16 protein-coding genes are annotated in these 24,831 nt (G+C 60.3%); 2 read left to right on the top strand and 14 right to left on the bottom strand.

Annotation, left to right across the window (positions count from 1 at the left end; all coding sequences use genetic code 11):
* Nucleotides 1-10: 10 nt before the first annotated feature.
* Both trpS and murJ read right to left on the bottom strand, forming a co-directional pair.
* A complete protein-coding gene (gene trpS, locus EM6_RS09435; protein WP_126422228.1) occupies nucleotides 11-1,006 on the bottom strand; it encodes a tryptophan--tRNA ligase in 996 nt (331 codons plus the stop codon).
* Between the two features lie 12 nt (nucleotides 1,007-1,018).
* Entirely contained in the window at nucleotides 1,019-2,605 is a 1,587-nt protein-coding gene (gene murJ / locus EM6_RS09430; protein ID WP_126422226.1) for a murein biosynthesis integral membrane protein MurJ, read from the bottom strand.
* Nucleotides 2,606-2,818: 213 nt separating this feature from the next.
* Between murJ and EM6_RS09425 the strand changes: the two genes are divergently transcribed.
* Nucleotides 2,819-4,285: an AAA family ATPase gene (locus tag EM6_RS09425; RefSeq protein ID WP_126422224.1), complete on the top strand. Its 1,467-nt coding sequence runs from the start codon at nucleotides 2,819-2,821 to the stop codon at nucleotides 4,283-4,285.
* Nucleotides 4,286-4,797: 512 nt separating this feature from the next.
* Here EM6_RS09425 and EM6_RS09420 read toward each other — a convergent pair.
* The 3 genes from EM6_RS09420 to mutS all read right to left on the bottom strand — a co-directional run bounded on the left by EM6_RS09420 (nucleotide 4,798) and on the right by mutS (nucleotide 12,166).
* Complete coding sequence (locus EM6_RS09420) at nucleotides 4,798-6,495, bottom strand: PAS domain-containing methyl-accepting chemotaxis protein (protein WP_126422222.1); 1,698 nt, start codon at nucleotides 6,493-6,495, stop codon at nucleotides 4,798-4,800.
* A 70-nt stretch (nucleotides 6,496-6,565) separates the two neighbouring features.
* On the bottom strand, nucleotides 6,566-9,445 hold the full coding sequence (locus tag EM6_RS09415) for a [protein-PII] uridylyltransferase (protein ID WP_126422220.1): 2,880 nt from the start codon (nucleotides 9,443-9,445) through the stop codon (nucleotides 6,566-6,568).
* Nucleotides 9,446-9,460: 15 nt separating this feature from the next.
* Entirely contained in the window at nucleotides 9,461-12,166 is a 2,706-nt protein-coding gene (mutS, locus tag EM6_RS09410) for a DNA mismatch repair protein MutS (RefSeq protein WP_126422218.1), read from the bottom strand.
* Nucleotides 12,167-12,475: 309 nt separating this feature from the next.
* On the opposite strand from mutS, the gene EM6_RS09405 reads away from it, so the two are divergent.
* The gene (locus EM6_RS09405) at nucleotides 12,476-14,758 is read left to right on the top strand and encodes an NADP-dependent malic enzyme (protein WP_126422216.1); all 2,283 of its coding nucleotides are present in this window, start codon (nucleotides 12,476-12,478) and stop codon (nucleotides 14,756-14,758) included.
* 42 nt (nucleotides 14,759-14,800) lie between these two features.
* On the opposite strand, the gene EM6_RS09400 is transcribed toward EM6_RS09405, so the two are convergent.
* The 9 genes from EM6_RS09400 to rdgB form a co-directional block, all read right to left on the bottom strand.
* Nucleotides 14,801-16,495, bottom strand: a complete 1,695-nt coding sequence (locus EM6_RS09400) for an AmpG family muropeptide MFS transporter (protein WP_126422214.1) — start codon at nucleotides 16,493-16,495, stop codon at nucleotides 14,801-14,803.
* Between the two features lie 176 nt (nucleotides 16,496-16,671).
* Nucleotides 16,672-18,228 (bottom strand): response regulator, encoded by a 1,557-nt coding sequence (locus EM6_RS09395; RefSeq protein ID WP_126422212.1) that lies wholly within the window; start codon nucleotides 18,226-18,228, stop codon nucleotides 16,672-16,674.
* A gap of 69 nt (nucleotides 18,229-18,297) precedes the next feature.
* Nucleotides 18,298-19,872, bottom strand: coding sequence for a YifB family Mg chelatase-like AAA ATPase (locus tag EM6_RS09390; RefSeq protein ID WP_126422210.1), 1,575 nt, complete (start codon nucleotides 19,870-19,872; stop codon nucleotides 18,298-18,300).
* A gap of 187 nt (nucleotides 19,873-20,059) precedes the next feature.
* Nucleotides 20,060-21,016 (bottom strand): glutathione synthase, encoded by a 957-nt coding sequence (gene gshB, locus EM6_RS09385; RefSeq protein WP_126422208.1) that lies wholly within the window; start codon nucleotides 21,014-21,016, stop codon nucleotides 20,060-20,062.
* Between the two features lie 65 nt (nucleotides 21,017-21,081).
* Nucleotides 21,082-21,465, bottom strand: a complete 384-nt coding sequence (locus EM6_RS09380; protein ID WP_126422206.1) for a YraN family protein — start codon at nucleotides 21,463-21,465, stop codon at nucleotides 21,082-21,084.
* Nucleotides 21,462-22,313, bottom strand: coding sequence for a 16S rRNA (cytidine(1402)-2'-O)-methyltransferase (gene rsmI / locus EM6_RS09375; RefSeq protein ID WP_126422205.1), 852 nt, complete (start codon nucleotides 22,311-22,313; stop codon nucleotides 21,462-21,464). Before rsmI ends, EM6_RS09380 begins: the two co-directional genes overlap by 4 nt.
* 36 nt (nucleotides 22,314-22,349) lie before the next feature.
* Nucleotides 22,350-22,952 carry a hypothetical protein gene (locus tag EM6_RS09370; protein WP_126422203.1) on the bottom strand — a complete coding sequence of 201 codons (603 nt, stop codon included), beginning with the start codon at nucleotides 22,950-22,952 and terminating at the stop codon, nucleotides 22,350-22,352.
* A 47-nt stretch (nucleotides 22,953-22,999) separates the two neighbouring features.
* Nucleotides 23,000-24,142 (bottom strand): radical SAM family heme chaperone HemW, encoded by a 1,143-nt coding sequence (gene hemW, locus EM6_RS09365; RefSeq protein ID WP_126422201.1) that lies wholly within the window; start codon nucleotides 24,140-24,142, stop codon nucleotides 23,000-23,002.
* Entirely contained in the window at nucleotides 24,130-24,741 is a 612-nt protein-coding gene (gene rdgB / locus EM6_RS09360) for an RdgB/HAM1 family non-canonical purine NTP pyrophosphatase (RefSeq protein WP_126422199.1), read from the bottom strand. The genes hemW and rdgB overlap by 13 nt, the downstream gene beginning before the upstream one ends.
* Nucleotides 24,742-24,831 lie beyond the last annotated feature (90 nt).

Here is a 24,831-nt window from a genome sequence, read left to right as displayed (position 1 = left end):
TCCTCCCAATTTAGCCCCACAGTCCAACGATCTTTTTGACGTCCCTGACCACCGGTTCCGCTGCCGCCTCGGCCGCTTCGGCTCCCAGCTTGAGCACGCGGTCAACCTCTGCCGGGTCATTCAATAACCCACGCAGGCGCTCGGAGATAGGCGACATCTTGTCCACCACCACCTCGGCCAGCGCCGGTTTGAACGCGCCGAAGCCCTTGCCGCCAAAGTCGTTGAGCACGTCCTGCACCGATACCCCGGCCAGAGCCGCATAGATACCGACCAGATTCTTAGCCTCCGGGCGCTCAGACAGACCGGTCTCCTCGGTCGGCAGCACCTCGGCGTCCGACTTGGCCTTCTTGATCTTGGAGGCGATGGTGTCGGCATCGTCGGTCAGGTTGATGCGCGAATTGTCCGAAGGATCGGACTTCGACATCTTGGCCAGCCCGTCGCGCAAAGACATGATGCGCGCGCCCGGCCCCTGATAGAGGGTGTCCGGCAGGGGGAAGTAGTCCACCTTGTAGTCGTGGTTGAACTTCTTGGCCACGTCGCGGGTCAGCTCAAGGTGCTGACGCTGATCCTCGCCCACCGGCACGTGGGTGGCCTTATAGAGCAGGATGTCGGCGGCCTGAAGCACCGGATAGGTATAGAGGCCGATCGAGGCGCGTTCCTTGTCCTTGCCCGCCTTGTCCTTGAACTGCGTCATGCGGTCGAGCCAGCCCAGACGCGCCACGCAGTTAAAAATCCACGCCAGCTCCGAATGGGCGCGCACCGCCGATTGCGGGAAGATGGCCGACTTCGCCGGGTCCACGCCCGCCGCGAGGTAACAAGCGGCGATTTCGCGCGTCTGCGACAACAGCTTGTCCGGGTCCTGCCAGACGGTGATCGCGTGCAGATCGGCAATCATGTAGAAGCGCGTGGCCTCAAGGGATTGCATATCGGCGAACTTTTTAAGCGCGCCAAGATAGTTGCCGAGGTGAAGCGAACCGGACGCCTGAATACCGGACAGAATACGCATTTTTGGACCTTCTTACCCCTTACGCAGGGCTCTCCTGATGTCGGACGGGCGGACGGCCCGTGTTGCGAACAGAAGGGCGATATAAACGAAAAGTCCGACGAGACAAACGCCCACAATGGCGATTTCCTTGGTCAGATGATGCGTCATGGGCTCAATCACCTCTTCGATCACCGCGCGGTAGTGCGAAGCCAGCGCGCAGAAGGCCCCCATCAGCGCCCCGGCCATGATGATCTTCAGCAGGCCCACTGCGGCTTTGGGGCCCAGCGACCACGTCTTGCGGCGGCTCAGCGTCCACCACATCAGGCCGACATTAACCCAGGCCGCTGCCGAGGTGCCGATGGCCAGCCCCGCCACGCCGATCAGCGGGAACAGGGTCAGGCCGCAGGCCAGATTGACCACCACCGACACCATGGCGAACTTCATCGGCCCATAGGTGTCCTTACGCGCAAAAAAGGCCGGGGTCAGCACCCGCGCCAGCACGAAGGCCGGCACACCCCAGCCATAATGCAGCAGGGCGCGGGCCGTTTCCTGCGCGTCGTGCAGCAGGAACTCCCCCCGCGTATAAAGGCCGTCGATCAGGAAGAAGGGCATGGCGATCAGCGCGGCTGCGGCGGGCAGGGTCAAGGCCATGGCAAACAGCACGGCATCGTCCATCACGCTTTGCGAGCGCTCCGTATCGCCCGACTGCACCGCCCGCGACAGGGTCGGCAACAGCGCCACGCCAATGGCCACCCCGACCAGCCCCAGCGGCAACTGATACAGGCGATCGGCGACGCTCAGCCAGGTACGCGCCCCGTTGACGCCCGACGCCAGTAGCGAAGAGACGAAGACATTGATCTGCGTCGCGGCGGCGGCCAGCGCGCCCGGCACAGCCAGCAGGAGCAGGCCGCGTATTTCCGGCGTCAGCTTCGGCCACACAAGCCCGATGCGCGCCCCTGTCCTGCGGCAGCCCCAGACGAGCAGCGCCGCCTGCGCCAGACCGGCGGTCAAGACCCCGATGGCCGCCAGATAGGAGGCGTGTATCGGGTCCTTACCGAACCACACGAATACCAGCATGAACAGGTTGAGCAGGGTCGGCACAAAGGCCGACAGGGCAAAACGCCCGCGCGCATTCAGCACCCCGGACAGGAGCGCCACCATGGTCATGCACGGCAGATAGGGCATGGTGATCTGCGTCAATATGATGGTCAGGCGCATCTTGGCCGGATCATCGGCGTAACCGTGCGAAAAGACAGCCATCACCTGCGGCATGAAGATCATGGCCAGCGCGCTCAGCACAATGGCGATCATCGTCATGGTGGCCATGGCGTCGCGCGCCAGCCGGTCGGCGGCTTCGGGGCCCTCTGTCTCCAGCGCCGCCGAATAAGCCGGGACAAAGGCGGCGGTAAAGGCGCCTTCGGCAAAGATGCGGCGGAACAAATTGGGGAAGGTCAGCGCCGTGGCATAGGCATCGGCGGCGATATTGCCCGACGCCCCGATGACGGCGGTAATGACCACATCACGGGCAAAGCCCATGACGCGGCTGACCAGAGTCATGCCGCCAAAGACAAGCGAGGAACGCACAACGCTGGTGGGTTTCGACCCGGTTTCCTGAGACACGCGGCATGGCCTTAAAGGAGAGCAATCGGTTTCGCTCTTACCCTAGCCGCAGGAATTAGCAAGCGTGGAGGCTGGTGATGGGGGGGGGAGACCGGTTTTGGCCAGAAGGTGACTTGGACGTTGAGACAGAAATTTATCCAAAATCGGACGTTCCGGTTGCCGCTCGCCTTTGGCGAGATTAACATTTTGGCACAATCATGATGTGGGGAATATATGCCAAACCTGAATGAGTTGGTCAGTGACTCGGCCTCGATACGAAATTTGTCAAATTTGAACGTGATTGTAGGGCGGAATGGTGCAGGCAAAAGCCGTTTTGTTAGAGACTTGGTTCAAACGTTTCGTAACAATTCTAGCTATAATATCAAATATGTGAGCCCCGAACGAGGCGGTTCGTTTAAGCGAGATGCTACCGTTGAAACGAACATGGCAGCCAATCCCAGTTGGCTTTCAAATGTAAGGCACAGAAACCAAGATAATAATTTTAAGAGCGCTTCAGCTCATCTTTTTAATCAGCTTGAGACAGCATTTCTTCGAAAGATGGAGACTGACTCTGAAATCCGAGGCGATTTCTCGAAAACCTTCGTTACCGTTCACCTTGATAAAATAAACGGCCTTCTGACCAATATTGTGATAGAGCGAAGCACAAAACCCGGAACTCTTTTTGAATTTAAAAATTATGACGGAACGGCGTCAATTGAACCTGAAAACATTAGCAGTGGTGAATCCGAAGCCGTAGCATTGGCTACAGAGATAATGTTTTTCTTTGCAACGTTGGACGCGGTAAAAGAAAATATACTTTTCTTGGACGAGCCGGATGTACATCAACATCCTGATCTTCAAGCGCGAATGGCAAATTTTATCATTGATCAGTTCGCTTCCATTCCCCCGGAACGTTTGGCCAACACCTACGTCGTCGTCGCCACCCACAGTTCACCTCTTATCTGCGATCTGTCTTCGTCACCATTGACCACAATAGGCACAAAATACTTTGGTAACACAGAAATCACTCAAAGAGCCGTGGACGACAGCTTGCGAAAAGCCGCGCCATTCTTCGCTCATCCTTTATCTAAAAGTTTAAGCGATGACCCGATCTTGATCGTCGAAGGGGAAGATGATGAACAAATTTGGCGACAGGCGAGCCGAAGTTCTCAAGGCCGTATCAAGCTATTCGCTTGCCTAGCTGGATCGGTTGCTCAACAGACCGAGCTTGAGAGGTTCACGAACAGGATGCTGACGGCAATCTATGACGATCCCGTTGGATTTTCCGTTAGGGACGGAGACGGCAGCACAGAGGCACTAGTTGATGAAGGATGTGTCAAACGATTTAGGCTTGGCTGCTATGCCATTGAAAACCTCCTGCTGACGGATGAGTGTTTACAAAGGCTGGATTCCTCATGGGAAGATTTTCAGGCCAAGGCGACAACATGGTTGGCAGGAAACTCGACCCACAAGGATCGTGAACTTGTCGAGCAGCTTATAGCTTCTGAAGACCGTTTAAGGCATGTGAAAATTAAGAATATCCGCCAGCTTATCTGTGCAATTCTAAATAAAGATAAGCCATGGGAGGTGCCAGTAGGGCAAACTTTGGGTAGCATAATCCCCGATTATGAGGCTGATCCATTGCCATTTAGCATCACAAGTTTTGTTGGTTTAGATTTGATGAAAGCTTTGAATTTTTAACCGATGAAACTCCGCGCAGATTTGCAGGTGGTACCAAGCGGTCTGTTCTATTGTCGGCATAAGGTCCGCTCCAAGCCTAAACGCCAGCAAGCCAAGTGATCGGGTGAGGACTAATCGGCGGGCCTTCGAAAGGCTGGCCCTACAGCATAGGTACTTTGACCTGACGGCTGTAATCGTCGCTGCAAAAAAGACAACTTTCGCGCTTACGGCAAAAATGAATATTCTTCCGCTTGGGGCGTAAAGCAGGCGCTACAACAACACCAGCGAATTGGTGCGTGAAGCGCAGCGCATCATAGAGGCCAGTGAACGCCGTTTCGCTGAGCTGGACCGCGCGTTGCACACCAGCCTGTCCGAAGCGTCCGCAGGAGCGCTGATCCCGCACGATACTCTGATGAGTGAATTAAAGTAGCGCTACACCCGCATGGCGGCAGAGCGGGGCGAAGATTGAAGATACGCTACACGCCCTCCGCACAAGCTCAGCCTTCAGGTTAAGCCGCGCCGATCCCAACGGCTCAAGCAGCGCGGACGATGTTTTCAGCTTCCGAGGAGGCAATCTGCATATTGCGCGCCATATCCTGAGACGTGGCGCTTTGTTCTTCGACGGCACCTGCCGTGAACAGGACCTGTTCCTGCACATTGGAAACCGTGGTGCGGATGGCATCGAGGGCATTGACCACGGCGGCAGAGGAGGCGCGCACGCCGGCGATTTCGCCGACAATCTGTTCGGTGGCCCTGCGCGCCTGAGTCGCCAGATTTTTAACCTCGGTCGCCACGACGGCGAAACCGCGCCCGGCTTCGCCGGCGCGGGCCGATTCGATGGTGGCGTTCAGCGCCAGAAGATTGATCTGGCTGGTGATATTGCTGATCATCTCGACAATGCCGTCCATCTGCGCCGCCGCAACGGCCAGTTGCCGGGCGCTGTCGTCGGCTTCGTTGACGGACTGATTGGCCTGATCCGCCGCCGCCTTGGTTTGCGACATGGTGTCGGAAATCGACCGGCCCGTGGCCGCCATTTCTTCAACCGCCGCCGAGAGGTCCTGAAGCGAGTGGGACAGCTCGGTCGTCCGGTTGAGCGCTATGCGTCGGGCGGTGACGTCGGTGGCGTACTTCATGACCTTGTACGGCTTGCCATTCACGTCGAGAATGGCGTTGTAAGAGGCCTGAATATAGACGGGTCGCCCACCCTTGGCCTGACGCTGAAACTCTGCGGAGACGAATTCGCCGCGCGCCAGCTTGGTCCAGAATTCGCGATAGGCGTCGCTGTTGGCCGTGGCCTCATCCACAAACATCCGGTGGTGCTTGCCACGGATTTCGTCCAGCCCATAGCCCATGACCTTCAGGAAGTTGTCATTGGCATTGAGGATAGTACCGTCCAGACTGAATTCAATGACCGCCTGCGCGCGCGAAATAGCCTCCACCTGGCTCAAAAGGTCGGCATCCTTCTGAGCCTGCTGAGTGATGTCAGAGGCGAATTTGACGATCTTCAGGGGGCGACCATCTATGCCCAGTATCGGGTTATAGGTGGCCTGAAGGATGACCTCACGCCCGTCCTTATTGATCCGCTTGAACTGCGAAGAGACGAACTCACCCGCCAATAGTCGCCGCCAGAAATCGGCATAGGCCGCGCTTTTGGCGTCGTTATCCGTGACAAACATGCGGTGATGCCGTCCGACGATTTCGTCCAGACGATAGCCCATCACCTTCAGGAAGGCGTCATTGGCCGTAATCACCGTGCCATCCAGAGCGAACTCGATGACAGCCTGAGAGCGCGAAATCGCCGCGACCTTACCTTCCAGATCGAGGTCGCGCAGCTTTCGAGCGGTCACATCGGAGGCGATTTTGACGATCTTGTAAGGCTTGCCCGAACGGTCGAGAATGGGGTTATAAACGGCTTCCAGATAGACGTTTCGCCCGTCTCTGGTCTGACGGCGGAACTCTCCTTTTTGCGCGACCCCGTGTTTCAGGTCGGCCCAGAATTGCCGATAGGCCGGCGTTTGAACCTCCCCCGCATCGACAAACGCCGAATGGTGTTTTCCTACCAGTTCAGAGGCCGAGTAGCCCATCAGGTTGAGAAAGTTGGCGTTGGCGGAGAGCACATGCCCGTCGAGGTCAAATTCGATAAGACCTTGACTGAGGTTAATCGCCGTCAGCAGGTCCAGATTAAGGCCATCGGCCTTATGCGACTTTTTTCCACCAAACGCTGACCACATGGACGGCACTCCGCAACACAATGGATGACATTGTTACGGAAGGGTCTCAATAAGAGGTTAAATCTGCTCCTTACCGCGCCATCGACGCCCTTGCCCGCGTAGGGGTGGTACGTGACGGGGCCGAGGGCGGGTCCAGCACATCGGTCAGGGCGCGATGAACCTTGTCGCGCTGCGATTTGGTGAGTTGTTTGCGCGTAAAGTGATCGACCACGTAGAAGGCATCGACGGCGCGTTCGCCGTAGCAGTCGATGTGGGCCGAAGCCGTATCGAGATGCGCGCGCGCCAGCACGCTGGCCACATCGGCCAGAAGACCCGGACGGTCGCGGCCGGACACCTCGATAATCGTCATTTGCGGGTTGGATTCATCGTCGAACACCACGGTCGGTGCGATAGCAAAGGCCGCCGTGCGGTGGGCATTGATCGCCTTATGGATCAGGGGCGCCGCCACTTCACCCCCGACGGCCTTTTCAAGCGCCTGTTCCATCTGACGAATGCGGCCCGGATCGTCATGGCCAAAGGGCTTGCCCTGCGTGTCCTGCACGTAGAAGACGTCGAGCGCCTGAGCCGTGGTGGAGGTAAAGACCTGTGCCCCCACGACGTTGGCACCCATATTGGTGAAGCAGCGCGCCAGATCAGCAAACAGGCCCGGACGGTCCGGCCCCGTAATGCAGAAACGGGCGGCATTGCGCGTATGGTCGATATAGGCCTGAGCCGAGGCCTTGCCTTCGGCAGCGCTCCACACCTGACGGGCGTGCTGGCGGATTTCGTCGGCAGAAAAGGCAAACAGATACGACTCTTCCATTGTATCGAGCCAACCGCGCATCCGGGCATCCCCGGCGCTTAAGGACTCACGCAGGGCGGCGGCGCGCGCCTGAATCTCTTCGCGCACCTGGGTCACGGCGTCGCCTTCGCTGCCACGCCCGCCACGGAAGGCGGCTTCGGTGGCGGCCTGAAGCTCACGCATCAACTGCCCTTTCCAGCCGTTCCACACGCCCGGCCCCACGGCGCGGATATCGGCGACGGTGAGAACCAGAAGCTGACGCAGGCGCTCAGGCGTTTCAACGATGCGCGCAAAAGACGCCACGGTTTCGGGGTCCGACACGTCGCGCTTTTGCGCATAGTCGGACAGGACAAGGTGGTGGCGCACCAGCCACGCCACCTGATCAATCTGCCACTTTTCGAGGCCCAGCCGCGCACAGGCGCGCCGCGCAGCGATTTCGCCCTCGATCTCCTGCCCCAACTCGCCGCCCTTGCCTACATCGTGCAACAGCATGGCGAGGTAAAGGGTCTCCTTATTGGCCAAGTTGGGGATCAGCGACGTGGCCAGCGGGTGGTCTTCCTTATGCTGCCCCAACTCGATATCGCGGATGATACCAATGGCGCGCAGGGTATGCTCATCGACCGTGTAGGTGTGGTACATGTTGAACTGGGTCTGGGCCACAATGTGCCCGAACTCAGGGATATAGCGCCCCAGAAGCCCCGTCTCGGTCATCAGAGACAGGGTGCGGTAGGGGTTTTTGCCGCGCACGAGTATATCCAGAAAGACCTCGGCCACGGCCTTGTCACGGCGCAGCGCCGCATTGACCAGCTTCAGGTTACGCGCCACCGCCGTGAAGGCGTCCGGGTGCAGGTCCATCTCCAGCCGGTCCGCCATGCGAAACAGCTTGAACATGGCGATCGGGGCCTTTTTGAACACGTCCGGGCTCTGCACGCTCAGACGACCGGAGTCGATGATCAGGCCCGGATGTTCGGGCTTGCTCAGCGACAGAAGCCCCGACTGGAAAAAGTGCGTCAGGCGTTGCAGCGGCTTGGTCTGCTGCGCCTCCAGCTTGGTGCAGAAGATGCGGGTCAGCGCCCCCACCTCCTTGGCCACCAGAAAATAGCGGCGCATGAAACGTTCGACCGCCGGCTCGCCATCGGCTTCGACATAGCCCATGCGGCGGGCGATTTCCGGCTGAAGGTCGAAGCTCAGGCGTTCTTCGGCGCGCCCCGCCGTCATGTGGATCAGAATGCGTACCTTCCACAGGAAGTCGAAGGCCTGCACAAAGGCGGTGCGCTCTTTTTCGGTCAGAAGTGGGTCGAGCACGCCCCAGCCGCCCGCCGCCTGCGGTTTCTGGCTTTCGCGCAGCACTGGCGCAGGGGTGGCCCCCGCCAGGTATTTGGCGATCCAGAACAGGGTATGCAGGTCGCGTAAGCCGCCCTTGCCCTCTTTGAGATTGGGTTCGACGACATAGCGCGTCGTTCCGGCCTTAGCGTGACGGAAATCGCGCTCCTCCAGCTTGGCCGTGACGAAATCAGACGCGCCGTGACGCATGACATCGAGCGCCAGCTTTTCTTTCAGATACTGCACCAGCCCGCTATCGCCGGCCAGAGGGCGGTATTCGAGAAGCGCGGTCATGACCGTGTGGTCTTCGCGCGCCATTTTGAGGCTTTCATCGACCGTGCGCGAGGCGTGCCCGACCTTCAGGCCCAGATCCCACAGCGAATAGAGGATGAATTCGATGACGCTTTCGGAGTGCGGGGTTTCCTTCCACGCCCGCAAGAACAGCAGGTCGAGATCGGAATAGGGGGCCAGTTCGCCACGCCCGTAGCCACCCACCGCCACCAGCGCCAGACGCTCACCCTCGGTCGGGTTGCGCGCGCGATAGACGTGGGTCAGGGTAAAGTCCCACAAAGCCGTGATGATTTCGTCCGCCAGTTTCGACAGCTCACGCGCCGTGGATAGCCCGCCGCGGTGGTCCTCCACATGTGACAGAAGGCTTTCGCGCGCCATATCCCATTCGCGCTTGAGAATGGCCACCGCCTTGCGCCGCAGGTCGGCCACGTCACCGGTCGAGTCCTCATAGGCCTCGGTCAGTTTGCGGCGCAGCAGAGCGCCGTCAATACTGTGGCTCAGCAGGGCGGGACTGGTCTTGGTCAGCATGGGGGCGGGTTCACCTGCGGGCGGCATTGACGTATCCCTGTATTACACCAAACCCCTTAAACGATAGATAACTTCCAGGGCCTCGCGGGGGCTGAGGTCGTCCGGATTGATGCCTTTGACCGCTTTTTCCAGCTCGGTTTCGGCGGACTTTTGCACCGCAGCAACCGCGACCTGTGCCTGAACCGTGGCAAACAGGGGCAGATCATCCAGTTTGAGCTGATGCGCCTTATCGGTCTCCAGCCGCTCCAGTATGTCTTTGGCGCGGGCCACCACTACCGGCGGCATTCCGGCCAGACGCGCCACCTGCACGCCGTAGGATCGATCCGCGGCGCCGCGTTTGGCTTCGTGCAGGAAGATCAGCTCGCCATTCCACTCACGCGCCGTCATGGAGATATTGTGGGTATGGGCGAGTAAGGATTCAAGCTGGGCCAGCTCATGATAGTGGGTGGCGAACAGGGCGCGTGCCTTAACCACCTCATGCAGGTTCTCAGCGCAGGCCCAGGCGATGGCCAGACCGTCGAAGGTCGCCGTACCGCGCCCGATCTCATCCAGAATGACGAAGGACCGCTGGGTCGCCTGAGTGAGGATGGCCGCGGTTTCAACCATCTCCATCATGAAGGTCGAACGCCCTTGCGCCAGATCGTCACCGGCCCCGACGCGCGAAAAGAGGCGATCGACCACGCCCAGCCGGAACGATGCCGCCGGAACGAACAGGCCGGCCTGTGCCATGATCACCAGCAGGGCGTTTTGGCGCAAGAAGGTCGATTTACCGGCCATGTTCGGCCCCGTCACGAGGTCGAGCCGCGGCCCGCTCTGGCCCGACGCATCGAGGCAGCAATCATTGGGCGTGAACGGCTTGCCTTCGGCGCGCAGGGCCGCCACCACGACCGGGTGACGCGCCCCCCTGGCGTCAAAGACAAGGCTGTCGTCCACGACGGGGCGGGTGGCCTCAAGGTCTTCGGCCCATTCGGCCGCGGCGGCGGCGACATCCAGCGCGCAGAAGGCGTCGAACATATCCTGCAACGGATGCGCGTTGCGGCGGACCTCCTCGCGCAGGTCCTCGAAAATGGCCAGTTCGAGATTGAGCGCATCGGACCCGGCGCGGGCGATGCGCGCGTCAAGATCGATCAGGTCCGGCGTCGAAAAACGCATCTGGTTGGCGAGCGTCTGACGATGGATAAAGCGCTGACGATGGGTGTCGCTCAAGGCCTCGGCCTGTTTGGCCGTCAGTTCGATGAAATAGCCCAAAACCGCATTATATTTGATCTTCAGCGGCAGGCCGGTTTCCTGCTGGAGGTCGGACTCCATGCGCAGTATGATCTGACGCGAGTCGTTGCGCAGGCTGATGGCGTCCTGAAGATGGCTGTTGTAGCCGGGCTTGATGAAACCCCCATCGCGCGTCGTAAGGGGCGGCTCATCGACCAGCGCCATGTCGAGCTTGAACAACAGGTCCAGCACGTTTTCCGACGCGGTCAGGGCCTCGACATGGGCATGAATTTCAGCGGGCCACTCAGGGTCGAGCCGGGTTTCCGGGTTATTGGGCTGCAACAGGCCGACCATATCTCTGGCCAGATCGAGGCAGTCGCGGATGACCTTCAGATCTCGCGGCCCCCCACGCCCCAGACCCAGCCGCGACAGGGCGCGCGCCATATCGCTCATGCCGCGCAAACGGCCGCGCACCTCCTGACGCAGCGACCGCTGAGCCAGGAACCACTGCACGGCGTCCAGTCGGCGATTGATCTCGACCGGGTTGTTCAGCGGACGCGACAAACGCGCCGCCAGAAGGCGGGAGCCACCGGAGGTGATGGTGCGGTCGATGGCCGACATCAGCGAGCCTTCGCGGCTGCCCTTTTGCGTGCGCTCGATCTCCAGACTGAGGCGGGTGGACGGGTCGATGGCCAGATAGGCCAGAGAGGCGACCTTTCTGGGGGCCTTGAGCACCGGGGCCTTGCCCGCCTGCGTCAAGTCGATATAGGCCGCCAGCATCCCGAGCGCCGACAGTTCGGACGGGCTAAACGCCCCAAACCCGTCCAGCGTTTCAACGCCATAAAGCCGCTTCAGCCGCGCCGCGCCGGCCGCCGGATCGGACAGAGACGCCGGTTGCGGCTGAATCGCGCCGCCGCAATATTTCAGCAGGGCGTAGAGGTTCTCATCCTGAAGAATACGATCAGACACAAGGCTTTCGGACGGCCGCAGCGCCGACAGATGCGTGCCCAGCGTCTCCGGCGTCAGTTCCAGACATTCCACCTCACCCGTGGACAGTTCCAGCGAGGCCAGCGCCATCACGCCCGCCCTCTGTGACAGGGCTACCAGTCGGTTGGCGCCGCGCTCCTCCAGCAGGCTGTCTTCGGTCAGGGTGCCCGGCGTGACGATGCGCGTAATGCCACGTTTCACCACCGCCTTATAGCCGCGCTTTTTGGCTTCGGACGGGTCTTCAAGCTGGTCGCAGATGGCGACGCGGAACCCCAGGCGGATCAGCTTGGCGATATAGGCTTCGGCGGCGTGGGCGGGCACACCGGCCATGGGAATGTCTTCGCCCTGATGCTTGCCGCGCTTGGTGAGCGCCAGAGACAGGGCCCCGGCCGCCTGCTCGGCATCCTCAAAAAATAGCTCGTAAAAATCACCCATGCGAAAGAACAGGAGCGAGCCGGGATTGGCGGCCTTCACCTCCAGATACTGGGCCATCACCGGCGTCGCGCCGTCGAGTTGCGCTTTGAGGTCTTTTTCGGAAGAGGGGGTCGCGTTCATGGGATTGGTTTAGAGCGCATCCCGAAAAGTGTGAAGCGGTTTTCGGACCCGATGCGCGTTCTTAAGTCAGTGTTAACAAACCTCACCCGCACGAAATGCAGCATGGCGCGGATTTCCACAGCCGTCCTCATCCGGCGGTCCGGCTTATGTGCGGAATTCCGCCCTCCGTTTCAGATATTGAAATGAAATAAAACCTTTTTTGACGGTTTTAGGGGGAATAGGGTGTTTATCCCAAGCCTATACTGCCATACTAACACCCTAAGTAAACCTATAATTGTCAGACAAATAAGCGCGAGACGGAACGCCGGAATGCCCATCGACAAGACCAAGGTCAGTGACGAAGAAGCCCTGAATTTCCACCAGTACCCCACCCCCGGGAAGATCGGGCTTCAACCGACCAAGCCTATGGCGACGCAGCGTGATCTGGCGCTGGCCTATTCGCCGGGTGTTGCTGTGCCGGTGCGCAAGATCGCCGAAAATCCCGATGCCGCCTACGACTATACGTCGAAAGGCAATACGGTCGCGGTGATTTCAAACGGTACCGCCATTCTCGGTCTTGGCAATCTGGGGGCTCTGGCGTCCAAGCCCGTGATGGAAGGCAAGGCCGTCCTGTTCAAGCGCTTTGCCGATATCGACTCGTTCGATATCGAAGTGGCGACGCAGGACCCCGATGAATTCATCACCGTGGTCAAGAACATTACGTCATCTTTCGGCGGCATCAATCTCGAAGACATCAAGTCGCCGGAATGCTTCATCATCGAGTCGGCGCTTCAGGACCTCGCTGACATTCCCGTCTTCCATGACGACCAGCACGGTACGGCCATTATCGCCGCCGCCGGCCTGATCAACGCGCTGGAAATCACCGGCCGCCGGATCGAGGACACCAAGGTCGTGCTGTGCGGCGCGGGCGCGGCGGGACTGTCCTCCATCGGCCTGATCAAGGCCATGGGCGTGAAGCCGGAAAACACCACCGTCGTCGATATCCACGGCGTGGTATATAAGGGCCGCACGGTCGAGATGGATCAGTGGAAGTCGGTCCACGCCACCGATACGGACAAGCGCACACTTGCGGAGGCGATGGTCGGTGCCGATGTGGTGCTCGGTCTGTCGGCCAAGGGCGTCATCACACCGGAAATGGTCGCCACCATGGCGCCGCAACCGATCATCTTCGCCATGGCCAATCCCGATCCGGAAATCACGCCGGAAGACGTGGCCAAGGTGCGCGATGACGCTATCGTCGCCACGGGCCGTTCGGACTATCCCAATCAGGTCAATAACGTTCTGGGCTTCCCCTATATCTTCCGCGGCGCGCTGGACGTGCGCGCCCGCCGCGTCAATCACGAGATGAAGCTGGCCGCTGCCATGGCGCTGGCGCAACTGGCCCGCGAAGATGTGCCGGACGAAGTCGCCGCCGCCTATCAAGGCCGTCACCTGAAGTTTGGCAAGGACTACATCATCCCGACGCCGTTCGACCCGCGCCTGATCTGGTACATTCCGCCCTTCGTGGCGCAGGCCGCCATGGATACCGGCGTGGCGCGCAAGCCGATCGAGGACATGGACTCCTATCGCAAGACGCTCGAAAAGCGCCTCGATCCGTCGGCGGGCTTCCTGCAAAACATCACCGCCACGGTGCGGTCACGCCCCTCCAAGCGCATCGTCTTTGCCGAAGGCGAAGACATCTCGGTCATCCGCGCCGCCCACGCCTTCAAGGCGCAGGGTCTGGGCACACCCATCCTTTGCGGCCGCGAAAACCTTGTCACCGCCAATATGCGCGCGGCGGGTCTCGACCCGGCGGAAGAGGATATCGAAATCGTCAACGCCCGACTGAGCCACCGCAATTCGGCCTATTCACAGCTTCTTTACAGCCGCCTGCAACGCAAGGGCTTCCTCAAGCGCGACGTAGACCGTCTGATCAATCAGGACCGCAACTCGTTCGCCGCCGCCATGGTCCTGTCCGGCCACGCTGACGGCATGGTCACCGGCGTCACCCGCTCCTTCGATCAGGCCTTTGAGGAGGTCCTGCGCGTCGTCGATCCGGCCCCCGGCGGGCGCGTGATGGGTCTATCCATCGTGCTGGCGCGCGGCAAGACGGTCTTCATCGCCGACACCACCGTGGCCGAGTTGCCCGATCCCGAAGAACTGGTCGAAATCGCCGTCGAAGCGGCCATGGCTGTGCGCGGCATGGGCCATACGCCGCGCGTCGCCTTCATGTCCTATTCGACCTTCGGCAACCCGGCCGGTGAGCGGTCCGACCGCGTGGCCAAGGCGGTTGAGCTTCTGGAACAACGCGGCGTCGATTTCGAGTTTGAAGGCGAAATGCCGCCCGACGTGGCGCTCGACCCGGCCCTGTGGGCCAACTACCCGTTCCAGCGCCTGACCGCTCCGGCCAATATTCTGGTCATGCCGGCCATCCACTCGGCGTCAATCTCGACCAAGCTGGTGCAGGCTCTGGGCGGGGCAACCGTCGTCGGTCCCCTGCTGCTGGGCCTGTCGAAGCCGGTGCAGATCTGTCAACTGTCGGATTCGGTCACTAAAATCCTGACCATGGCCACCTTCGCGGCCTATGATATCCGCGCCAATATCCATAGCTGAGCCTTAAGGCGAGCCCACCACACATGAAACAGGGCGGAGCCGTCAGGCTTCGCCCTGTTCTTTTACGGCGCCCGCCCGGATCAGCCAGAGGGCCAGCACAACGGCGACCAGCCCCACCAGCGCCGTATAGGTGAAAAACAGCATATAGCCCGCCCCCAGTGCTTCGCGACTGACGCCCAGAGCCTCAGCCGGTTTGGCAAAGCTGATAGCGGGCAGGTTGTTGAGATAGCCCATGAAGGGTGTTGCGACATTGCCTTGATCGGCGCCGCGCGCTGCGCCTTCGACGATGCGCCCAGATTGTGACGCCAGCAGCTTACCCGGAAGCGCGTAAAGCGAGGACAGAAGTGCGTACTGCGGGGCGGCAAAGCGCTCGGAAATCAGGGACGACATATAGGCGACCAACACCACCCCGGCATAGCCACCGGAGATATTGTCGATGGCCAGAGCGATGGAAAAGGCCGGAATGCTGTTGCCCTGCGTCGCCAGCCAGGCATAGGCAAAATTGGACGCGGCGCAGGCAAAGGCCCCAACGATCAGGCTCTTTTTCATGCCCAACCGGGTCATGGAAAGCCCGCCGGCCGTCACCCCGATAATGGTCATGATGACGCCGAAAATCTTGCGCACTTCGCCGATCACAGAGAGGTCAAAACCCAGATCACGGTAAAAGGCACCATTGATATTGAGCAGAAAGTCCGACAGACGATAGACGCAGATACCCGCCAGAATCAGCCAGGCGAGGTTTTCATAGCGCACCAGAAAATCGGTCATCGGTTCAACAAAGGTCTGACGCAGATAGGCCCCCGGACGTGTGGGCGTGCGCGGCAAGGGCAGGCAGGCGACAAACAGCAGGCCCAACCCGATCAGCACCGCCGGGAATTGCAGAAAAATACCGGTTTCACGGCTGGTCCACACGGCTTTGGCCGCCTCATAGGCGTCTGCGGTTGGAAACAGGAACTGGAACAGGCTGATATTACCGGTCAGCCCCGACCCCATCAGCGAGGCCGCCAGCAGCATCAGCAGCACGCGCCCGCCCCATTCGAGCGCTTCAGTAACCGGATGCGGTGGCAAATCCCCGTAGTGGATAGGCCGGATAATATGCTCGCCTTCGCGCGCCAGCAGGGTTCCCGTAATACCGATCAGCATCATGGCCGCCATCAGTGCATAGGCCGGTCGCCAGCCATAATGTTCGGCAATGATCAGGGGCAGGATACCGGCCACAAAGGTCGAAACCCGCGCCCCCCAGGTATAGGCCGTCGTCAATACCGCCTGCCCCCCAGAGCCCGCGCTTTCAATCCGCCACGCGTCGATGACAATATCCTGCGTTGCCCCCAAAAATCCCAACAACACAGCGATCAGAGCCATGAGCATCAGATGGTCCTGAGGATTAAGCCCGGATATGGTCCACAGGCCCAGCAGGATCGCCACCTGCATGATCAGCATCCAGCTTCGCCTGTGTCCCAAAAGCGCCGTGAGGCCGGGGATACGCACCCGATCGACCAGCGGGGCCCACATAAATTTCAGGCTGTAGGCAAAGGTCGCCAGCGAAAAGAAGGCGATGACCTCAAGCGACAGACCCTCATCGCGCAGCCAGATGGACAGGGTATCAAAGATCAGGCTGAGGGTCAGACCGGCCGAGAAACCCAGAAAAATCATGGCCAGCGTCTTGCGCGTGAAGAAGGGCTTCACGGCCTGCCAGAGGGTCTTGGTCTCAGGCTGGGCGGGTGGCGTCGTGGTCATGCGTATCCCCGGTAATGATCTGGAGCGATGTGCGGAAAAGTGTGAGCGGTTTTCCGTAAAAACATCGCGACCAAGCAAAAACTTAGAGCCATTCGACGGCTCAACTGAGCCGACGAATGCTCTAAACGCCGATCATCGGGGGAAGCCATTGATTTGGCAAGGGCGCAAAAAACCCGTCAGGCGGCGTTCGCGCGCCCGCACCATTGGCTCAGCCGATGGCGCAGCGCCGGCAGCTCAATGGGTTTGGTCAGGAAGTCATCCATACCTGCGGCCAGACAGGCGCGCCTGTCTTCTTCGTAGGCATTGGCGGTCAGGGCGATGATCGGCACCCTCACGCCTTTGGCGCGCAAGGCCTTTGTCGTGCCGATACCATCCAGACCGGGCAGACCAAGGTCCATGAACACAATATCATAGAGGTTTTGCGTTTCGATCAGACGCAGCGCCTCTTCACCACTGGCGGCACGCTCCACCCGACAGCCTTCGCGTTGCAGCAGGATCTGCGCCAGCAACGCATTGACCGGATTATCTTCGACCAGCAACACCTGCACGCCGGGGGCAACCACCGGGACGATACGGTCGTCTTCGGTCGTCGCGGCCAGTTCCTCGTTTGGCAAAGGCTTGAGCGACAGGGTTTCGATACGTTCTTTCAGCGAACTGCGGCGCAAGGGCTTAATCAGGTAGCCGGCCCAGCCCTTATCGCGCCAGGCCGGGATTTCATCGCGTTCTTCTGGGGCCAGCAGGATCAGACTGCGGTTGTTGGGTGCAGGCACCGGTTCAGACAGGCCGCGGCGATCCGCCAGCACCACAGCGCGTGAACGACGGCCAATGCCCTTAAGCTGAGTGGCCTGACGCACACGGATACCACAACTGTCGAGATGCGATTGCGCCGCCTCGGCCAGAACCGGATTGGTCGTGACGCATATGACATCGGGGGCAGCGCGAAGTTCAGGTGTGGCGCGCAGGGTGCAGGCCACGGGGAAGGTTGCGGTGAATAATGACCCTTTGCCCGGCTCTGACTGAAGGTCGAGTTCCGCATTCATGGCCTCGATCAGTTTTTTGACGACGACCAGCCCCAATCCCGCCCCGCCGTATTGCGCCCCGGCGTGCGAGGGATCGACCTGCCCAAAGGCCTCGAAAATACGCGCCCTCGCCTCTTCGGGAATACCGGCCCCTGTGTCGCGCACGCCGAACCGCACCGCCCCGGCCTCCGTCAGCGTCACATCCATCAGAACGCCGCCGGACTGGGTAAATTTGAGCGCATTGCCCGCCAGATTGAACAGAATCTGACGCAAACGTCCTTCATCAATTTCAATGGCCGCAAGACGGGGATCGAGGCTCCAGGCGATTTCAATACCCCCCGCATAGGCGCGCGGTGAGAGAAGCTCAGCCACGCTTTGCAGCAGGGGTTCGAGTTCGACCAGATGGCTTTCCAGATGGATATGCCCGGCTTCGATACGCGCATAGTCTAGCAGATCGTTGACCAGAGTCAGCAGATGTTCGCCAGATTCGCGCGCAGTCTGAAGATAGGACTGTTGTTCAGCGGTCAGCGACGTACGATTGAGCAGCGACAGCATCCCCAGCACGCCATTGAGCGGTGTGCGGATTTCATGGCTCATCAGCTTGAAGAAATCCTCGCGCGCCTTGAGCTTCTGCGCCGCCTCGCGGGCTTCGGCTTCGGTCATCAGACGGCTGTCTGTCTGATCCGGCGCGAGGGACGTCTGGCGTCTGGACATGGGGGGCGTGTGTCTCCGTACTTCGTTTTGAAGTCCGTTGCAGCCTAGCGGCAAATCCTTAACGTCGGCTCAAGCGGTCGGTATTTTTCCCGATAAAACGGCGGTCGGCTGCGGTTCGGATGTCGCCCGTCGATAGATCAGCGCTTCAGCCACATGCCGACGCAATAGGGGCGTGTTCTCACCACTCAGAGCGCTTTCTATATCGGCAATGGTGCGCGCCAGTCGCACACAGCGTGTCCAAGCCCGCGCCGACAGGTTGGCGCGCTGCGCCGCCTGCACCAGTAGGGTACGCGCCGCTTCGTCCAGTGGCGCAATGGATTCCAGCGCCGACCCCGACGCCGTGGCATTGATACCTGCCTCCGGCGGCAGGCCCAGGCGGCGCGCCCGTTCCGTCTGGATATGACGCGCGGCCTGTACACGGGCGGCGACCTCCGCTGAACCTTCAGCCGGTGGCGGCAGAGCCATGTCGGCCGCCGTCACCGGGGGCACATCGATTTGCAGGTCGATGCGATCCATCATCGGCCCGGACACACGCCCCTGATAGTCGCGTTGACACTTCGGGGCTTTGCCGCACGCCCCCTTCCCCACACCCCCATAACCGCAGCGGCAGGGGTTCATGGCGGCGACCAGTTGCACCCGCGCCGGGTAACGGATGTGATGGTTGGCGCGCGCCACGACGACTTCGCCGGTTTCCAGCGGTTGCCGCAGGCTGTCGAGGGCCTGTGGCGAATATTCGGGCAATTCATCCAGGAACAGGACGCCATTGTGCGCCAAAGACACCTCCCCCGGCTTGGCGCGTAAACCGCCCCCCGTAAGTGCGGCCATTGAGGCAGAATGATGGGGCGAGCGAAATGGACGCTCGCGCGTCAGATTGCCCTTTTCCAGCAGACCTGCCATCGACCATATCTGCGAGGTTTCCAGCAATTCGGTGGCGGTCAATGGCGGTAATATGCCGGGCAGGCGCTGCGCCATCATCGACTTGCCCGATCCGGGCGGGCCGACAAACAACAGATTGTGTCCTCCCACGGCGGCGATTTCGAGGGCCCGTTTGGCGGCCTCCTGCCCCTTGACCTCCTTCAGGTCTGGCTGCGCCCCTTTTGATATTACTTCGCCGGGTTGCGGTGCGCTGAGCACCGCCTGTCCCTTGAAATGCGCGATCAGGTCAATCAGCGAGCGTGGCGCCAGTATGGGTACATCCCCGGCCCAGGCGGCTTCCCGGCCATTGGCTTCCGGACAGATCAGCCCCATGCCGTAAGAGCCTGCGGCAATGGCGGCGGGCAGGGCACCGGCCATAGCCCCGATCTGCCCGTCCAGCTTCAATTCACCGGCACAGACATAGCCATCCAGCGCATCCTGCGGGATAACGCCCATCATCACCATCAGTGCCAGCGCGATAGGCAGATCGTAATGCGAGCCTTCCTTGGGCAGGTCAGCGGGGGCCAGATTGGCGACAATGCGCTTGGCGGGAATGCTCAAACCCATGCCCGCAAAGGCCCCGCGCACCCGGTCGCGGCTTTCGGCCACCGCCTTGTCGCCCAGACCGACCACCACGAAGGCCAGATTACCCGAGGTAATTTGCACCTCAGCCTCAACGCGATGCGCCTTCGCCCCCTCAAACGCCACGGTTGTTACACGCGCCGGCATAGTCCCCTCCAATGGATAACTGCATAAGGAAACGCCAAAGCGCTAACCTTACGCAAATCTTATCCACACCCTAGGGAATGAATTTAGACAAATCAAGAACAAAAATCGAACAAAATGGCATAAATACACAAAACTGTAATATGAGACCTGCCGTAACCACGAAATCTCGGATATTTTCCTTTAGATTCTAAGCCTTGGCTGTGGACAGCTTACGTTCCACCGCGTTCCATAAAGCGTCGCCCGCATCTATGCCGTCAAACGCTTTAAGTTGCACCGCGCCCGTCGGCGACGTCACGTTGATTTCTGTCAGATAATCCCCGATGACGTCAAGACCCACAAAGATGAGGCCGCGTTCACGCAGGGCCGGGCCCACCGCCGCGCAGATTTCCAGATCACGCGGCGTCAGCGTCGTGGGCGCCGCCGTTCCGCCGACGCGCAGGTTGGAACGCACCGCGTCCTTTTGCGGCACGCGATTGATGGCCCCGACCACTTCGCCATCGACCAGAATGATGCGCTTGTCACCCGCCGACACGGCCGGGATGAATTTTTGCAGCACCAGAGGCTCACGACCAATCGCCGCGTGCAGTTCGATCAGGGCATCGAGATTACGGTCATCCGCCTTGAGCTTGATGATACCGCCACCAGCCGCCCCATGCAGGGGTTTCAGGATCACGTCACCGTGGCGCTGCTGAAAATCGCGCAGGGCTTCGGGATCGGCGCTGATCAGGGTCGGCGGTTGAAGACCCTGAAAATGCTGGGCGAACAGTTTTTCCGGACAATCGCGCACGCTGCGCGGATCATTGACGACCAGCGTCTTCGGATGGATCATTTCGAGCAGGTAGGTGGCGGTAATATAGGCCACATCAAACGGCGGGTCCTGACGCATCAACACCACATCGACATCGCTGCCCAGATTGAGCTTCTGGTAGGCGTCGGCGGTAACGTGATCGCCCTTGACCGGCCGCAGCGTTACCTTGCGCGCGCGGGCGAAAATCTCACCGTCTTCCAGAGACAGGTGTTGCGGTTCATAGACCCACAGTTCGTGCCCGCGCGCTTGCGCCGCCATCATCAGCAGGAAGGTGGTATCCCCGGCGATATTGATGGTTTCGATCGGGTCCATCTGGACGGCAACGCGCAGGGTCATAGGGCTAACTCTCGTTTCTTGCCATCTATTTATAGAGCTTGAGCGTCAGCACAAGGGGACGGGGGTCAGATTCCGTCGGCAAAGGCGTCGCGCACGTAGCGCACACCGCGTGGCGTCACGACATAGAGATCAACGTGCAGGCTGAGTTTGGCCAGTTGCGGGCGGCGGGCCTGAAGCTGATGACCCGCCTGCCATAGACGGTATTTCTGGGTGGGAGAGACCGCTGTCAGGGCCTCCATAACGGTGCGGCGTTGCTTGACCTCAATGACCGCAAGGCGTTGACCGCGCAGGGCCAGAATGTCGATTTCACCTTCCGGTGTTTTCAAGCGAAACCCCAAGATGCGGTGCCCGGTGAGCAAGAGATGAACGAGCGCGATATATTCGCTCAGATGCCCGCGTTTGTGCGCCTTCTGCCCGCGTTCTACCTTGTGGGCATTGGGGCGTTTCATTTCAAATCCAGCGCCCGCTTGTAGATGACCTTGCGCGGCAGGTCGAACTTCTGCGCCAGGAGAGCCGCCGCTTCGGACGGCGGCAGGGTTTTCAGCGCGTCGATAATGGCCGCATCCAGATCGTCGGCAGAGGCTGCCTCGGCCTGACCCGGCCCGATTAGCACCACAATCTCGCCCTTCGGCTCCTGAAGTTCGCGACAATCGATCAGTTCGCCCAGCGTACCGCGCACGCAGGTTTCATAAAGCTTGGTAAGTTCTCGGCACACAGCCGCCGGACGCTCGCCCAGAACGGCACGCATATCGCTCAGAGACTCGTGCAGGCGGGGACCGGTTTCAAAAAAAACCACTGTTGATTCAAGCGCTTTAAAATCGGACAGAAAGGTCTTCCTGGCCGCTGATTTATTGGGCAGAAACCCCGCAAACATAAACCGATCCGTCGGCAATCCAGCCAGACACAAAGCCGCCATCACGGCCGACGGGCCCGGAATGGGATGCACCCGTGCCCCGGCTTCCAGCGCCATATTGACCAGCCGGAAGCCCGGATCGGAGACCAGAGGCGTGCCGGCATCCGACACCTGCGCTACGATGTCACCGGCGTGCAGCCGGGTCAGGATTTCCGGAATGACCTGCGGCCCCGAATGGTCGTCGTAACGGATCAGCTTTTTCTTCAGGTCATAGGCCGAGAGCAGCTTGCCCGTCACCCGCGTATCTTCGCACAGCACCACATCGGCGGCGCGCAGCACGTCGAGCGCGCGCAGGGTGATGTCGCGCAGATTACCGATCGGCGTCGCAATAATATAGAGCCCCCCTTCAACAGGACGGGGCGGTGGGGCAAAGAAATCGCTCATGCCCCTATCTGGCGCATGGGCCGCCGTTTGGAAAGCCTAAATAATGCCGGCGCAGGTGCGGGCCAATGCCTTGCGCCGCGCCACACTCAGCTCCAGCCCCGTCACCTTCCAGTCGAGACCGTTGCGTGACACGACCAGATAGTCGTCGCCGCTGATGCGGTACTGGCGCGCGGCAAAGCTACCGTAGCGGATGCGCGGATCGGGCTTCCAGTTGAGCTTGGCCGGTTGTGGCTTGAGGTATTTGAGCAGGGCGACGAAGCCCTGCGCCTCACCCGCCGTCTGGGCGCATAGATGCAGGTCAATGGTCTTTTGCGGTTCGGGTTCAAGGGCCGGTTTGGGCTTGCTGCCGAATAGAGACGCGCTCTTGTCCCACATGCGTTGCAGGAAGCCTTCCTTGTGTTCGGCAGGCCTTGGTGCCGCTACCGGGATCACCTCATAGGGGGCGATCTCGTTATACAGACGGTTGGTGATGGACGTGCCGTCGATCAGAGCCTCTACGCGGGCCACCTTACCGGCGCTGGCATAGGTCAGGGTGTCGATGGCCACGGCCTGCGCGCGATAGACATCCCAGCAGACAACACCGCCGATGACCGCCACCAGAACCGACAGTACGATCAGAATTCTGCGCCATTTGTGCATGGGAAGCCCCCTTTTCACCGCTTGTATAAGAGGCAAAACGGAAAAAATTATGACAGAAGTTCCAGAAGCAGCCGATCAAGTACCACCCGGCCCTTAGGCGTGGCGCGCAGACGCTGCGGCGTCAATTCCAGGAAACCCTCGGCGATCAGCTGATCCCGCTTGTTTAGCGGCAACCCGGCAATGCGTTCAAGCCGCACCCCTTCGATCAGACGTAGACCCAGCATCAGCGCCTCTTCGCTGGCCTCTTCGGGCGATAGGGGTTCGGGCGTCACGCTGTGGCCGGTTTCGCGGACACGGGCGATATAGACTTTAAGATCAGCCTCAGCGACCGTCGTGTGGCGTAAATGGTCTAAGGTCAAACGACCATGAGAGCCGGGTCCGATACCCACATAGTCCACACCTTCCCAGACATTAATATTGTGCTGGGACCGTGCGGCCACGCCGCGCGCATGGTTCGACACCTCATAGGCCTCATAGCCCAGTTCGCTCAGAACAGACTGAGTTGTATCATAGAAGGCTTCGCCCTGTTCGGGATCGGGAATGCGCAACTGCCCACGGCGGGCGGCACGCCCGAAGGCGGTCTCGGATTCGATGGTCAGTTGATAGGGTGAGATATGTTCGACACCCAGACGCGCGGCCCGTCGTAGCTCGGCTTCCCAGTTTTCAAGGCTTTGCTCCGGCAGGGCATAGATCAGGTCCAGCGACACGCGCTCAAAGACAGAAAGGGCGGTCTCCAATCCCGTGAGCGCTTCCCGCGCCGAATGGTTGCGCCCGAGAAAGCGCAACGCCGCGTCATCCAGCGACTGAATCCCGATCGACAGGCGATTGATACCCGCCGCCTTAAAGGCGCGATAGCGGGCGACTTCGGCATCGGTTGGATTGGCCTCCAGCGTGATTTCAATATCGCCAGTAACCGGAAACAGGGTTTTGGCCTCGGCGATCAAGGCCCCCACCCAGTCGGGCTTCATCAGCGACGGCGTGCCGCCACCAAAAAACACCGAGGCCAGACGGCGCGGCCCCAGCCATAACGCCTGGGTCCTCAGATCGGCGCGGATGGCCTCAAACAGGGCCTGCTGCGTGTCGGTCTGACCGCGATCGCGCGTGACATTGAAATCGCAGTAGGGACAGATGCGCGAACAATAGGGCCAGTGGATATAGAGGGCGACGAGGGCCGGGTTCAGAACAGCCATGCTTTCAACTGTTCGAAGGCCAGATGGCGGTGGCTGAGGCTGTCCTTCAGCGCTTCGTCCATCTCGGCATAGGTGATCTCATAGCCATCCGGCTGAAAGATGGGGTCGTAACCGAACCCCTTGTCCCCGCGCGGCGCGACGATGTCACCGTGCACCACGCCTTCGAAGACCACCGCATGGCCTTGGGGCCAGGCGACGGCCAGAGCCGAGGTAAACCACGCTTGTGTCGAATAGGTGTCGGGATTGTGCACCTCGGCCTGAATCATCTTGTGATGGATGATTTCCATGGCGCGCGGAAAATCCTTCTGCGGTCCGGCCCAGCGCGCGCTGTAGATCCCCGGATCACCGTTTAACGCCGCGATGCTCAGGCCGGAATCGTCGGCCAGAGCCGGCAGGCCCGCCGCCATAGCCGCATGACGGGCCTTAAGGATGGCATTGCCAACAAAGCTGTTTTCCGTCTCATCCGGCTCCGGCAGGCCCAGACTGCCCGCCGAGACGATCTCAAACCGGCCATTGAGCAGGGTGTCGATTTCGCGCGCCTTGCCCGGATTGTGGGTAGCGGCAATCAGTTTCTGACCGGCAACAAGCGCAATCGACATGAACAGTCTCCGTTTGCCGACTGTGTAGCCTATGCCGCGCGCAATGAAAAAGCCGTAATTTGGCGATGACGGTTTTTTGTGGCAGAGATC

This window comes from Asticcacaulis excentricus (genome assembly GCF_003966695.1).
GTDB lineage: Bacteria > Pseudomonadota > Alphaproteobacteria > Caulobacterales > Caulobacteraceae > Asticcacaulis > Asticcacaulis excentricus_A.
Note: the sequence above shows the minus strand (reverse complement) of the source record. Positions and strands in the feature narration are given on the sequence as shown.